This is a genomic window from Streptococcus mobilis (assembly GCF_059727625.1).
In genome coordinates this window covers 1,488,802-1,502,802 of sequence record NZ_AP041823.1, presented here as the reverse complement: position 1 = coordinate 1,502,802, position 14,001 = coordinate 1,488,802, and the positions used below count along the sequence as shown (strand labels likewise).

General features: G+C 41.9%; 12 protein-coding genes, 1 tRNA gene and 1 other RNA gene. 12 read left to right on the top strand and 2 right to left on the bottom strand.

Annotated features, from left to right (window positions below; all coding sequences use genetic code 11):
• The first annotated feature begins 20 nt into the window (after positions 1–20).
• Genes rapZ through whiA form a run of 3 tightly spaced genes read left to right on the top strand, consistent with a single transcriptional unit; the run spans position 21 to position 2,799 of the window.
• The gene (gene rapZ / locus AC6IZR_RS07165; protein WP_009732574.1) at positions 21–911 is read left to right on the top strand and encodes an RNase adapter RapZ; all 891 of its coding nucleotides are present in this window, start codon (positions 21–23) and stop codon (positions 909–911) included.
• Positions 908–1,885: a YvcK family protein gene (locus tag AC6IZR_RS07160; RefSeq protein ID WP_497848357.1), complete on the top strand. Its 978-nt coding sequence runs from the start codon at positions 908–910 to the stop codon at positions 1,883–1,885. Before rapZ ends, AC6IZR_RS07160 begins: the two co-directional genes overlap by 4 nt.
• On the top strand, positions 1,882–2,799 hold the full coding sequence (gene whiA, locus AC6IZR_RS07155; RefSeq protein ID WP_497848356.1) for a DNA-binding protein WhiA: 918 nt from the start codon (positions 1,882–1,884) through the stop codon (positions 2,797–2,799). Before AC6IZR_RS07160 ends, whiA begins: the two co-directional genes overlap by 4 nt.
• A gap of 299 nt (positions 2,800–3,098) precedes the next feature.
• On the opposite strand, the gene AC6IZR_RS07150 is transcribed toward whiA, so the two are convergent.
• Complete coding sequence (locus AC6IZR_RS07150) at positions 3,099–4,067, bottom strand: NAD(P)/FAD-dependent oxidoreductase (protein WP_497848355.1); 969 nt, start codon at positions 4,065–4,067, stop codon at positions 3,099–3,101.
• Positions 4,068–4,246: 179 nt separating this feature from the next.
• On the opposite strand from AC6IZR_RS07150, the gene rpsU reads away from it, so the two are divergent.
• Positions 4,247–4,423 carry a 30S ribosomal protein S21 gene (rpsU, locus tag AC6IZR_RS07145; protein WP_000048054.1) on the top strand — a complete coding sequence of 59 codons (177 nt, stop codon included), beginning with the start codon at positions 4,247–4,249 and terminating at the stop codon, positions 4,421–4,423.
• A gap of 101 nt (positions 4,424–4,524) precedes the next feature.
• Here the strand turns inward: rpsU and mscL are convergent, their stop codons facing one another.
• A complete protein-coding gene (gene mscL, locus AC6IZR_RS07140; protein ID WP_480993142.1) occupies positions 4,525–4,905 on the bottom strand; it encodes a large conductance mechanosensitive channel protein MscL in 381 nt (126 codons plus the stop codon).
• Positions 4,906–5,120: 215 nt separating this feature from the next.
• Between mscL and dnaG the strand changes: the two genes are divergently transcribed.
• The 8 genes from dnaG to AC6IZR_RS07100 all read left to right on the top strand — a co-directional run bounded on the left by dnaG (position 5,121) and on the right by AC6IZR_RS07100 (position 13,930).
• Positions 5,121–6,899 (top strand): DNA primase, encoded by a 1,779-nt coding sequence (dnaG, locus tag AC6IZR_RS07135; RefSeq protein ID WP_497848354.1) that lies wholly within the window; start codon positions 5,121–5,123, stop codon positions 6,897–6,899.
• 2 nt (positions 6,900–6,901) lie between these two features.
• Positions 6,902–8,011 (top strand): RNA polymerase sigma factor RpoD, encoded by a 1,110-nt coding sequence (rpoD, locus tag AC6IZR_RS07130; RefSeq protein ID WP_003014120.1) that lies wholly within the window; start codon positions 6,902–6,904, stop codon positions 8,009–8,011.
• A 171-nt stretch (positions 8,012–8,182) separates the two neighbouring features.
• Entirely contained in the window at positions 8,183–8,512 is a 330-nt protein-coding gene (locus tag AC6IZR_RS07125; RefSeq protein ID WP_004220168.1) for a metal-sulfur cluster assembly factor, read from the top strand.
• A 171-nt stretch (positions 8,513–8,683) separates the two neighbouring features.
• Positions 8,684–9,391, top strand: coding sequence for an ABC transporter ATP-binding protein (locus AC6IZR_RS07120; RefSeq protein ID WP_497848353.1), 708 nt, complete (start codon positions 8,684–8,686; stop codon positions 9,389–9,391).
• A 9-nt stretch (positions 9,392–9,400) separates the two neighbouring features.
• Complete coding sequence (locus AC6IZR_RS07115; RefSeq protein ID WP_497848352.1) at positions 9,401–10,195, top strand: hypothetical protein; 795 nt, start codon at positions 9,401–9,403, stop codon at positions 10,193–10,195.
• A gap of 103 nt (positions 10,196–10,298) precedes the next feature.
• Positions 10,299–10,647, top strand: a transfer-messenger RNA (tmRNA) gene (ssrA, locus tag AC6IZR_RS07110).
• A gap of 10 nt (positions 10,648–10,657) precedes the next feature.
• Positions 10,658–10,745: transfer RNA gene (locus tag AC6IZR_RS07105), tRNA-Ser, on the top strand.
• Between the two features lie 83 nt (positions 10,746–10,828).
• Positions 10,829–13,930: a DNA polymerase III subunit alpha gene (locus AC6IZR_RS07100; RefSeq protein ID WP_480993139.1), complete on the top strand. Its 3,102-nt coding sequence runs from the start codon at positions 10,829–10,831 to the stop codon at positions 13,928–13,930.
• Positions 13,931–14,001: the final 71 nt, after the last annotated feature.

The following is a 14,001-nucleotide window of genomic DNA, read 5'->3' as shown; positions in this document are numbered from 1 at the left end:
TTTATTTATGGGAGGAGAAAATGACAGAAAGTAAGATTCAACTGGTCATGGTAACAGGGATGAGCGGTGCTGGAAAGACCGTTGCCATCCAATCGTTTGAGGATTTGGGTTACTTTACCATCGATAATATGCCACCGGCGCTCTTGCTGAAATTTATTGAGCTCATGCGCCACAGCCCAGATAACAATAAATTAGCCGTTGTTGTGGACATGCGGAGCCGTTCTTTTTTCAATGAAATTCGCACCATTTTGGATGAATTGGACAACCAAGAAGACCTCGATTTCAAGGTCTTGTTCTTGGATGCTACGGACAGTGAGTTGGTAGCACGATACAAGGAAACTCGTCGTAGTCACCCACTAGCGGCAGATGGCCGTGTCTTAGATGGGATTACCCTAGAGCGCGAACTCTTATCACCATTAAAAAATATCAGTCAAAATGTGGTGGATACGACTGAGTTGACGCCTCGTAATCTGAGAAAAACGATCGCAGAACAATTTGCCAGTCAAGATAATCAGCCAGATTTTCGGGTTGAGGTCATGTCATTTGGGTTTAAATATGGCCTTCCGATCGATGCTGACCTTGTCTTTGACGTGCGTTTTCTTCCAAATCCCTACTACAAATTGGAGCTTCGGAATTTAACCGGTCAAGATCCAGCAGTTTATGATTATGTCATGGATCACCCTGAATCAGAGGACTTTTACCGTCATCTCCATGACTTGATCGTACCTATTTTACCGTCTTATAAACGGGAAGGTAAATCCGTTCTCACCATCGCTATGGGCTGTACCGGTGGGCAACACCGTTCAGTAGCCTTTGCAGAGCGCTTAGCGCATGATTTAGAAAAAAATTGGCAGGTCAATTGCAGTCATAGAGACAAGGACAGACGGAAAGAAACGGTGAATCGCTCATGAGAAAACCTAAAGTAACCGTTATTGGAGGAGGAACAGGGATTTCTGTTATCCTCGATAGTCTGAGAAAGAAACCGGTCGATATCACTGCCATTGTAACCGTTGCAGATGATGGCGGGAGTTCAGGTGAATTGCGGAGGAACATCCAAAAATTGACACCACCTGGGGATCTTCGAAATGTGCTGGTTGCCATGTCAGATATGCCTCGTTTTTATGAAAAGGTCTTTCAATACCGCTTTGCTGACGATGATGGCCCTTTGGCCGGACACCCTTTGGGAAACTTGATCATTGCAGGGATTTCAGAGATGCAAGGCTCGACCTATAATGCCATGCAGTTGTTAACCAAGTTCTTTCATACGACCGGCAAGATCTATCCTTCCAGTGATAGTCCCTTGACCCTTCATGCCGTCTTTCAAGATGGAAAAGAAGTGGTAGGAGAAAGCCACATTGCTAACTACACCGGCATGATTGATCATGTCTATGTGACCAATACCTTTGATCAAGAGCGTCCAAAAGCTAGTAAGAAAGTGGTGGAAGCTATTCTTGAAAGTGATATGGTCGTCTTAGGTCCTGGTTCGCTCTTTACCTCGATCCTTCCTAATTTGATGATCGATGAGATTGGGAAAGCCATCCTTGAAACCAAGGCTCAGGTAGCCTATGTTTGTAACATCATGACCCAAAGAGGAGAAACCGAGCATTTCACAGATAGTGATCACGTTGCCGTTCTCCATAAACATTTGGGAGAGAAGTTCATCGATACCGTCCTTGTCAATATCAATCAGGTTCCCGCAGCTTACATGAACAGTAACAAATTTGATGAATACTTGGTGCAGGTAGAGCACGATTTTAAGGGGCTACACTCACAAGTTCCTCAAGTGATTTCTTCCGATTTCTTGAAGTTGGTCAATGGAGGAGCCTTTCATGATGGTGAAAAAGTGGTCGAAGAGCTGATGCAGATCGTGCAGGTGAGAAAATGAGTTTTACGGTTCGTGTAAAAGAAGAATTATTGTCTCTCAAGCGATTTGAAAAGAGTGAATTGGCTGCCATTATCAAGATGTCTGGAAGTCTTGGGATTTCAATGGGGGGCTTGACGCTCTCGGTAACAACAGAAAATGCCAAGATTGCCCGCCATATCTATGAATTGTTGCATCATTTCTACGGGGCTAAATCGGATATTCGCCACCACCAAAAAACCAATTTGAAAAAAAATCGTGTCTATACAGTATTCTTGGATGAAAAGGTGGAAGAGATTCTAGCTGACTTGCATTTGGCAGATGCCTTTTTTGGGATTGAGACAGGCATTGATGCCAGTGTTTTAGAAGATGAAGTAGCCAGTCGTGCTTATCTCCGGGGAGCTTTTCTGTCGAGTGGTTCCATCAAGGATCCTGAAAAAGGAAAGTACCAGTTGGAAATTCATTCTGTTTATACAGACCACGCAGAAGGAATTGCCCTTCTTATGCAAGGATTTTTACTAGATGCGAAAACCATCGAGCGGAAAAAAGGAGTGGTGACTTATCTGCAACGAGCAGAAGATATTATTGATTTTCTCATTGTAGTAGAGGCCATGCAAGCCATGCAGGAATTTGAGTCCATCAAGGTTATGAGAGAGACGCGCAATGACCTCAATCGGGCCAATAATGCTGAGATGGCCAATATCCAGCGCACAGTCACTGCTAGCATGAAAACCATTAATAATATTAGTAAAATTGTGGATACGGTCGGTCTAGGAAGTTTACCAAGTGACCTGCAAGAAGTTGCCTATATCCGGATGAATCATCCAGATTATTCCATCCAGCAGATCGCAGATAGCTTGCAACAACCTATTTCAAAAAGCGGTGTCAATCACCGCTTGCGTAAGATCAATAAAATCGCAGACGATCTAGACAAATAAAAAAGGCCAAAGGCCTTTTTTAGATTGAAGAAACTACTTTAAAGTAAAATAAGTTAATCGATTCTAAAAGTAAGTAAAAATGAGTTCCTATTTTTAGAATGAATCAAGAAAATACAAAAACTTTCCGCTGTGAGAAAAGTGCCTGAAACAATATGTTTCAGGCACTCGGAATTATTGAGCCCTTGGGCTCAATAATTAGTCATGGAACTTCTACGAAGTTCGCTGACGTCCGTACTCACTTAAGGAAAGTTTTTTTAAAAGACTTTATCCTCATTATGAAAGGCCAAAGGCCTTTTTTATTATAAACTGGTTGAATGCGTTGGTTGGACTTTCTTATCTGGATAGATATAGTTGATGGCATTGTTTACGGCTGTTGGAGCTTCCCCCAGACCTGTAGCGATGAGATCAATCTTTCCTTCGTAGAAGCAGCAGTCTCCACAGGCATAAATTCCAGGAAGGCTGGTTTCTTGTTTTTGGTTCACCTTGATTTTATGGCGTTGCAATTCTACACCCCATTCTTTCAAGTTTCCGATTGAAGATTTAAAGCCATAGTTGACAAATACGTGATCAATCGGGATGAGTTCGGTTTCATCGGCTTTAACTTTTGTGATTTCAAGATGAGTGGCATAACCATTTTCGCCAATCAAGCGACTAGGAACAAATGGTGTTTTGATGCTGACAGAAGATTGTTTGAGTTCTTCTACGCTATGTTCCAAGGCACGGAAGTTGTCCCGACGGTGAACAATTGTAGTTGGAGCAATCTTGTCAAAAGCAAGAGCCCAGTCCACAGCAGAGTCCCCACCACCAAGGACGGTCACCTGCTGTCCTTCATATTGTTGGATGTTTGAAACATGGTAGTGGACGTTATCAAAGTTTTCAGCTCCCTCGATATCAAGAGCGCGTGGCTTAAAGGCACCGCCACCCATGGCAATGATGACTGCTTTAGATTGATGAACCTGGCGAGAAGTAGTGATCGTGAAGAGGTCACCCTCTTTTTGAATATCCTCTACAGTTTCATTGAGGAAGATCGGCGTATCGAATCGTTTGACTTGCTCGATCAAGCGGTTGCTCAATTCTTCACCTGTTAAATTGGTAAATCCGGGTACATCGAGGATACTCTTTTCTGGATAGAGAATGGCAGGTTGCCCTCCAAGTTGAGGTAAGGAATCAATCAGTTTGACTTTAACTTGGCGCATATTGCCATAAAAAGCAGCAAACAGACCAACTGGTCCGCCCCCAACAATCGTAATATCATAAATTTCTGACATGGTATCTCCTTCAGGGTTTTCTTTGTTTCCATTGTATCATAAAATAGGAAGAATGAAAAAGTCGGAAAAAAGAAATGGCATGAAGGTTAGGAAGGCTAGAAAAGTTTTAAAAGATCTTGACAGCACCTTTAAAGTGTGATAAAATAATTAAGATTTTAGGCTTGAAGGGAGTGAAAAATATGTCAAAAACAGTAGTACGTAAGAATGAATCTCTTGACGATGCTCTTCGTCGTTTCAAACGTGCGGTTACTAAAGCTGGTACTCTTCAAGAAACACGCAAACGTGAATTCTATGAAAAACCTTCTGTAAAACGTAAACGTAAATCAGAAGCAGCTCGTAAACGTAAAAAATTCTAATTGAATACAGAAACAGACTTCGGTCTGTTTTTTGTTTTTTATCATCCATCAAAGACAAAAAAACCGACCTTCTAGCTAGAAGATCGGATCTTTTTATCTGATTATTTGTTTGCAAGCAAGTCGCGGATTTCAGCAAGCAACTCTTCTTGAGTAGGAGCAGCAGCTTCTTCTTCGACAGCTTCTTCTTTTTTACCAAGGTTTTGTGCTTTTTCAGCAGCTTTAACGATAAAGAAGAGAACAGTTCCAATGACGATGAAGTTGATTACTGCGCTCAAGAAGCTACCGTAAGCAACACCGTTCCATGACAATTCAGCGATTTTATCAACACCAGCAGCTTTCAAAGCTGGGTTCAAAATAAGTGGTGTGATGATATCGTTAACAAGTGATGTCACGATGGCACCAAATGCAGCCCCGATAATCACTGCAACAGCAAGGTCAACAACGTTTCCACGAAGGAGGAAAGCTTTCAATTCTTTTAACATATCCTATATATGTCCTTTCATAATAATTTTTTACTACGATAGTATAACGGAAAAATATGCGACTGACAAGAAATATGCCTAATTTTTTTAAAATTAGTGATAAAGGTTGAAAATCTTTTCTTTTCTGTGTGAAATCGGTAGGAAAAAATTTACTTTTACTAACTTTTAGTATAAAATATAAAGTGATAATCTATGGTAAAATGGAGGCACTGTTTATGGTTGATAAAGAGCTGATTGCAGAAATTAAAAACAGTGTAAACATTGTTGAAGTCATTGGAGAAGTTGTTTCTTTGACCAAGGCGGGCCGTAATTTTTTAGGCCTCTGTCCTTTTCATGGAGAAAAGACTCCCTCCTTTAATGTCGTTGAAGACAAGCAGTTTTACCATTGTTTCGGATGTGGTCGCTCTGGAGATGTCTTTAAGTTTATTGAGGACTACCGTGGAGTTGCCTTTATGGATGCGGTCCAGATCGTAGCGGAAAAGGCTGGCATTGCGCTTCAGTACCAGGCAAGACCTGCCCAATCAGCGTCTGTCAATCCAAACCAAGAACTTTATGAGATTCATCAGGAAGCTAGTAAGTTTTATCAAGCGATTTTGATGACGACTAAGATGGGGGAAGAAGCGCGAAACTATCTGCATGAACGTGGTCTGACGGATGAGGTGATCCGACATTTTCAATTGGGCTTAGCACCAGCAGAAGGAAATTATCTCTATCGAAATCTCTCTGAGAAATTCTCCGAGAAAGTCATTACTGATTCGGGTTTGTTTACAGTCTCAGATGCAGGAACGGTTTTTGATGCCTTTCAGGATCGGATCATGTTTCCCCTGACGGATGATAGTGGACGTGTCATTGCCTTTTCTGGTAGGCTGTGGAAAATGACGGAGGATGGTAGTCATCAAGCCAAGTACAAGAATAGTCGTAGTACCCGTCTATTTAATAAAAGTTATGAACTCTATCATTTGGATCAAGCCAAGACGAGTGCCAAAAAGCAACATGAAATGTATATCATGGAAGGCTTTATGGATGTCATTGCGGCATATCAAGCTGGGATTGAAAATGCGGTCGCCTCTATGGGGACAGCCTTGACACCAGAGCACGTCCAGCACCTGTCTCATTTTACCAAAAAGGTCATCTTGACCTATGATGGGGATAAGGCAGGACTTGAAGCAACAGCTAAGGCCTTGGATGTCTTGCAGGATCTGGAGTTGGAGATCGTCCGTATCCCTGATCAGATGGACCCTGATGAATACCTCCAAAAGACGTCCCCAGAAGATCTAGCTACCCTCTTGAAGAATTCTCGAATCAGTAAGGTTGAATTCTTGATGCACTACTGGAAACCCCAGTATATTGAGAACTTGCAGGCGCAAATTGAGTTTGTCGAAAAGCTGGCACCGATGATCGCCCAGACGCGCTCCATTACAGCGCAAAACACCTATATTTATAAGTTGGCCGATTTATTGCCGGACTTTGATTACTTGCAGATTGAGCAAATTGTCAATAATAGTCGTTTGCAACAACGGCAGGAGGCTCAAAGTGGTGGACGATCTAAAACATCGTATTTTTCAGTGGAGCTCTTGCCGAATCGTGGGATGACGCGCTTGATCAAGGCAGAAAATCATTTGTTAAGTAGGATGAAGGATTTTCCAATGGTGCTCAATGATTACCGTTTGCGATCTGATTTTGCCTTTGACACGCCGGAGTTACAGATCTTGTATCAATTGCTCTGTCAAAATGGAGAAGTCACCTCTCAGGATTTATCTGAGCAGCCTGAAGGGGTCCAGCACGCCTGGTACCGCATGTTAGAAGAAGATTTACCAGATGAGATAGCAGATGGTGAGTTAGAAGAAGTAGAAGCGACACGGAATCGTGAGCTTCTTCGCAAAGAAAGTCAACAAATTGGAAATAAAGTGAAGGAAGCTTCCTCGACTGGGGATGCGGAAAGAGCTTTATTGGAACTCGAGCGCTTAATCGCTCAAAAAAGAAGAATGGAGTAGGAATGGCTAAAGAACAAAAAGATATTACAACATTGGACGTTCAAATTGCAGAATTTATCCGCAGTCATAAGCAAAGTGGGACTGCTACAGATGATGAAATTAATGATCAGTTGGTTATTCCTTTCACACTGGATGCAGATGGTATTGAAGATCTCCTGCAAAGAATTCAAGATGCAGGGATTTCGATCACTGATAAAGATGGCAACCCAAGTGCGCGTGTGTTGAACAATGAAGAAGAGCCAGAATTGTCAGATGAAGAATTGCTTGGAAGTAACTCAGCCAAGGTCAATGACCCAGTGCGGATGTACTTGAAAGAAATTGGGGTCGTTCCACTTTTGACCAATGAAGAGGAACAAGAATTGGCCATTCTGGTAGAACAAGGGGACCTGGAAGCCAAGCAACGTCTAGCAGAAGCCAACCTTCGTTTGGTTGTTTCCATTGCGAAACGTTACGTTGGTCGTGGAATGCAATTTTTGGATTTGATCCAAGAAGGAAATATGGGCTTGATGAAGGCCGTTGATAAGTTTGACTATACCAAAGGGTTCAAGTTCTCTACTTATGCTACTTGGTGGATCCGTCAGGCCATCACTCGTGCCATTGCAGACCAAGCGCGTACCATTCGGATCCCTGTTCACATGGTGGAAACCATTAACAAGTTGGTTCGTGAACAACGCAATCTCTTGCAAGAATTGGGACAAGACCCAACACCAGAACAAATCGCTGAGCGCATGGATATGACACCTGATAAGGTGCGTGAAATCTTGAAGATTGCTCAAGAGCCTGTTTCTCTTGAAACTCCAATCGGGGAAGAAGATGATAGCCATTTGGGCGATTTTATCGAAGATGAAGTGATTGAAAATCCAGTAGACTACACCACTCGTGTGGTTCTACGCGAACAATTGGATGAAGTCCTCGATACCCTGACAGACCGGGAAGAAAATGTTTTGCGTCTTCGTTTTGGTCTCGATGATGGAAAAATGCGGACTTTGGAAGATGTGGGGAAAGTCTTCAACGTGACCCGTGAACGGATTCGTCAGATCGAAGCCAAAGCCCTTCGCAAACTCCGCCATCCAAGCAGAAGCAAACCATTGCGTGACTTTATAGAGGATTAAAAAGATCCTGCGGATCTTTTTAACCCGAGCCAAGAAATTCGAAAGCGAGGAAGATCCTGCAGACCTTTTTAACGGTCGCCTAGAAATGAAGAAGCGACCCAGATCCTGCGGATGTTTTTAACCCGAGCCAAGAAATTCTATCGAGAGTAAAATAGCAAAAAAGGAAGTCATATGGCATATACAACTGAGCAAATTGAAGAAATTAAAAATAAAATCTTAAATGCTTTGGAAGAAGTAATCGATCCGGAGCTTGGGATTGATATTGTCAATTTAGGTCTTGTCTACGAGATCCATTTTGACGGTGAAACTGGAGCAACCATCATTGATATGACCTTAACGACCATGGGGTGTCCATTAGCGGATCTTCTGACAGATCAGATTCATGATGTTTTAGCAGAAGTAGAAGAAGTGACATCAGTGGATGTGAAGTTGGTCTGGTACCCTGCTTGGACGGTTGAAAAGATGAGCCGTTATGCACGGATCGCACTTGGAATTAGTTAACCATTCGATGCATCAAAATAAATCAGAGGTTGGGGTTTCCCTAACCTCTGATTTATTTATCCCTATTTTTTTGAACAAGCATTTACAAATTCTTAGCAAATTTTCAGATAAAGTTGCAATCATCAAGGGGACAGGGTATAATAGCATAAATAGAAAATAAAGGAGATTTACATGAATCAGTATCCTTTGGTCTACTTGGACCATGTGACAAAGAATTATGGGCATGAAGTTGCTCTCATGGATGTTAGTTTGAACATCCAACCTGGCCGTATTATTGGTCTTTTGGGTCCCAATGGTAGTGGGAAAACAACCATCATTAAATTGATCAATGGTTTGTTGCAACCAAGCCTTGGAAATATCTATATTCATGGGCAATTACCATCCCCAGCTTCTAAAAAAGTGGTTTCCTATTTGCCAGATACAACTTATCTGAATGAAAATATAAAAATTATTGATGCTATTAACTATTTCCAAGATTTTTATGCAGATTTTAATGTCCAACGAGCTTACCAATTGCTCAACGATTTGCATTTGCATCCAAATCAAAAATTGAACAGCCTTTCAAAAGGGAACAAGGAAAAAGTGCAATTGATTTTGGTGATGAGTCGTGAAGCTGACTTGTATGTTCTTGATGAACCAATCGGTGGGGTCGATCCAGCGGCGCGTGATTATATTTTGCGGACCATTATTCAAAACAGACGTCCAAACTCTTCTGTCTTGATTTCTACTCACTTGATTGCTGATATTGAGCAAGTTTTGGATGAGGCCATTTTCATCAACCAAGGAAGAATCCTCTTGCATGAAAATACGACTGTTATGCGCAATCAACACGGAAAATCAATCGATGAGATCTTCCGTGATCAATTCCGTGTTTATTAGGAGGAACCCATGTTTGGTAAATTATTAAAATATGAATTTAAATCGACAGCTAAGTGGTATTTATTGATCACCCTGATTGCACTAGGTTTGTCAGTGATTACAGGTGTTGTTGGTGGAAGTGCTACAAACGGTTTTGTGGATATGGAAACCAATAGTATGCAAATCATAACAGGGACTCTTGGGATTCTCATTTTTGGAGGAGTCATTGGTCTTTATCTTAGCAACTACTATATTATTATCCGTCGTTTCTATTCCAACTTATACGGACGTGAAGGTTACTTGACCTGGACCCTTCCAGCTAGCCCGCATGCGATCATTTTGTCTAAATTTGTGGGAGCTTTAGTAGCGAGTCTTTACTGCCTATTCCTTCTATTTTTTAGTGGTTTTATCACAATTATTGTGATGGGCGCTGTCATTGGACAAGACCTCTCTCCAGTATTTAGTATTATCGCTGAGGCTTTTAGTCATTCTATTGCTTATTGGATTATCGTTTGGTGGATTTTTACCACTGCTTCAGGAATCCTTTTATTCTATGTATCGATTGCACTTGGCCAACTCTTCCAAAATCGTCGTGGATTTAAGGCCATTCTGTTTTTCTTTCTTTTGTGCATTGTTTTAAGTATCATTGGTACAGCAGTCAATCCATTAAAAGATTCATATGCTGTCGGGTCTGCATTGGTTTATGGAAATATTGATGATTTTGGACCTAACTTCATCCCAGGTCTTATCTATGAAGTTATCAAGATTGTTTCTATGTACTTCACCATTCACTATATCAGCAAGTACAAGTTGAATCTTCAATAAGAACTGCAAATTGAGCAAGGAGCTTCCCGGTGGAAGCCTTCTTGTTCAATTTTTTTCTTTTGCATTTTTAGCTACATTTTGATATACTAATTGTATTCGTTTTGGGGTCGTTACGGATTCGACAGGCATTATGAGGCATATTTTGCAACTCATCTAGCGGATGTAAAACGCCAGTTAAATATAACTGCAAAAAATAATAATTCTTACGCTTTAGCTGCCTAAACACCAGCAGGCGTGACCCGATTCGAATCGCTCGTGTTTGATGACAGGTCTTAATTTTAGCGAGATACGATCTAGCTTTGTCTAGGAGTTAGATAAGAGATTGATAGACTCACAGGTACAGGGCTTGAGTTATGTGTCGTGTAGCTGTTAAAAGAAGACATAACCTATGGTTGTAGACAAATATGCTGGCAGGTGTTTGGACGTGGGTTCGACTCCCACCGGCTCCATATTTTTATTCATGGAAGATTACTCAAGAGGCTTAAGAGGCCGTGTTGGAAACGCGGTAGGCGTGTAAAAGCGTGCGTGGGTTCGAATCCCATGTCTTCCGTTGTTGAGACATCATTGTGTAGCAGTGGTGTTTTTTTGTACAAAAAAGAGTCCCAAAAATAGACAAGTGAGGGAGGAGAAAAAGTGATTGCACAGCTAGATACCAAATCAGTCTATACTTTTATGGAAAGCCTTGTGACCATAAAAGACTATGTCCAAGTGGCTAAAAGTATGGGGTATGACGCATTGGGAATCATGGATGTAGATAATTTGTATGGTGCCTATGAATTTATCGAAGCCTGTCAGGCCCAAAAACTCAGCCCCTTGGTCGGTTTAGAAATTGGACTAGAGGTTGACAATGAAACAATTCCGCTTCGGATGATCGCCTTGTCAACGAAGGGCTACCAGAATCTGATGAAGATGTCGACCGTCAAAATGATGGGGAAGAGCAATTGGGAGGATGTGAAGCACCTAACAGAAGAAGTAGCAGTTATTGTCCCAGCTCCTTTTGCTAGTGGAGACTTGCCGCTTGGTCTAGATTACTTCATCGGAGTTTTTGCGGATACGCCGGATCAAGAGTTTAGTCACCCTGTGCTTCCTCTTCATACTGTGCGTTTCTTTGAGGCTGGGGATGTGGAAGCCATGCAGATGCTGGCAGCCATCAAGGACAATCAAAGCTTGACAGAAACAGGGCCAATTGATCCTACAACAGTCCTAAAAACTCCTCAGGATTTAAAGAATGATTTTGCAGAGCGATTTCCGCAAGCTATCACAAATCTGGAAAAACTTGTCCAAGGAATTCAATATGACATTGATACCCAGTTGAAATTGCCTCGCTTCAATCCTCAGAAACCAGCTGTTGAGGAACTGAGAGAATTATCCCAAGCGGGTCTTCTTCGAAAGAACTTGACCAATCCGGTCTATCAAGAACGTCTGGAGCATGAATTAGACATTATTCACCAAATGGGCTTTGATGATTATTTCTTGATTGTCTGGGACCTTCTTCGTTTCGGACGGAGTCAAGGCTATTATATGGGAATGGGACGTGGGTCTGCTGTAGGCTCACTGGTAGCCTATGCCCTAGAGATTACAGGGATTGATCCTGTGGAGAAGAACCTCCTGTTCGAGCGCTTTTTAAATGTGGAGCGCTACACCATGCCGGATATTGATATTGATATTCCTGATATTTATCGTCCAGAATTTATCCGCTATGTGAGAGACCGTTACGGGAGTTACCATGCAGCTCAGATCGTGACCTTTTCAACCTTTGGGGCCAAACAAGCCATTCGAGATGTCTTTAAACGTTTTGGAGTACCAGAGTACGAATTAACCTCCATTACCAAGCGGATTGGCTTTAGGGATACACTGACGACAGCTTATGAACAGAATCTAGCTTTTCGACAAGTGATTCATAGTCGAGCAGAATTTGAACGTGGCTTTGAAATTGCCAAAAGAATAGAAGGCCAACCTAGACAAACCTCGATCCACGCGGCTGGTGTTGTGATGAGTGACCAGGATTTGACGGATCACATTCCTCTCAAGTACGGAGAAGATATGTTTGTCACCCAGTATGATGCCCATGCGGTTGAAGCCAATGGTCTGTTGAAGATGGACTTTTTGGGTCTGCGAAATTTAACCTTTGTTCAGAAAATGAAGGAAGCAGTTTATGAAAAGTATCAAGAGGAGATCGTGATTGAAGCCATTGATTTAGAAGATCCAGCAACCTTGGCCTTGTTTGCTGCTGGAGATACCAAGGGCATTTTCCAATTTGAACAGGCTGGAGCCATTCGCCTCTTGAGACGAGTGAGACCCAATCATTTCGAAGAAGTGGTAGCGACCACCTCTCTCAATCGTCCAGGGGCTAGTGATTACATTGACAATTTCGTCAAAAGAAAGCATGGCCAGGAAAAAGTTGACATTCTGGATCCAACTATTGAAGAAATCTTACGGCCCACTTATGGGATCATGCTCTACCAAGAGCAGGTCATGCAGGTTGCCCAGCGTTTTGCAGGATTTAGCCTGGGGAAAGCCGATATTTTACGTCGGGCTATGGGTAAAAAAAATGCGGCTGAAATGCATCAGATGGAAGACGATTTTGTCGCAGGTGCTCTTAAACTTGGGCATACGGAAGAAAAAGCTAAAGAGGTCTTTGCGATCATGGAAAAATTCGCAGGCTATGGGTTTAACCGTTCCCATGCCTATGCCTATTCTGCCTTGGCCTTTCAGATGGCCTATTTCAAGGTCCATTATCCAGATGTTTTCTTTGATGTCATGCTCAATTATTCGAGCAGCGATTATCTGACAGATGCTCTCCAGTTTGATTTTAAAGTCGCGCCATTATCCATCAACACCATCCCTTACAGAGATAAGTTCCAGGATCGAAAAATCTACTTGGGAATGAAAAATATCAAGGGACTCCCAAGAGATTTAGCATATTGGATCATTGACAATCGTCCCTTTGAAAGTGTCGAAGATTTTATTTTACGACTCCCCAATCAGTATCATAAATTGCCTTTGTTAACACCTTTAGTGGAGCTTGGATTGTTTGATATTTTTGAAAAAAATAGACGCAAGGTGCTTCACAATTTGCCGAATTTATTTGTCTTTGCTGATGAGCTAGGCAGTTTGTTTGCGGATTCTAACTATTCCTGGACAGAAGCGGAGGACTATAGTCAGGCTGAAAAATATGAGAAGGAAGAGGCCATTATTGGTGTCGGGCTCAGTACTCACCCATTGGTTGCGATTGGGCAAACGAGTCCCTATGAGATCCAACCAATTTCTCAATTAGTTCAAGGAGAGCAGGCACGCATTCTCATTGAGGTACAAAACATTCGAACGATTCGAACCAAGTCGGGCGATCTCATGGCTTTCTTACAAGTCAGTGATACAAAGAAAAAATTGGATGTGACACTTTTCCCTGAAACCTACAATCGATTTTCCTCCTTGATAAAAGAAGGCGGCTTTTATTACTTGACAGGGAAGATACAAGAGCGTGATGGGCGCTTGCAGATGATTCTAGCAGAGGCACAACTGGCAACCAATGAAAAGTTCTGGATCCAGTTGCTCGATCATCGTCAGGATAAAACGATTCTTTCTATCTTGAAAAAATATCCGGGCCCATATCCTGTGATATTACGCTATGAAGACGAGAAAAAAACTCTTCAATTGAGGGGCTATACAGTCCAGAAAAACAAAGAATTGGAAGATGAACTAAAGAATCTCGTTATGAAAACGATTTATCGGTAAAAACTGCGAAAAATACGAGAATTTTAGTCTTCTTTGTGTTATAATTACGTAGAATGTAAAAGAAAAAAAGG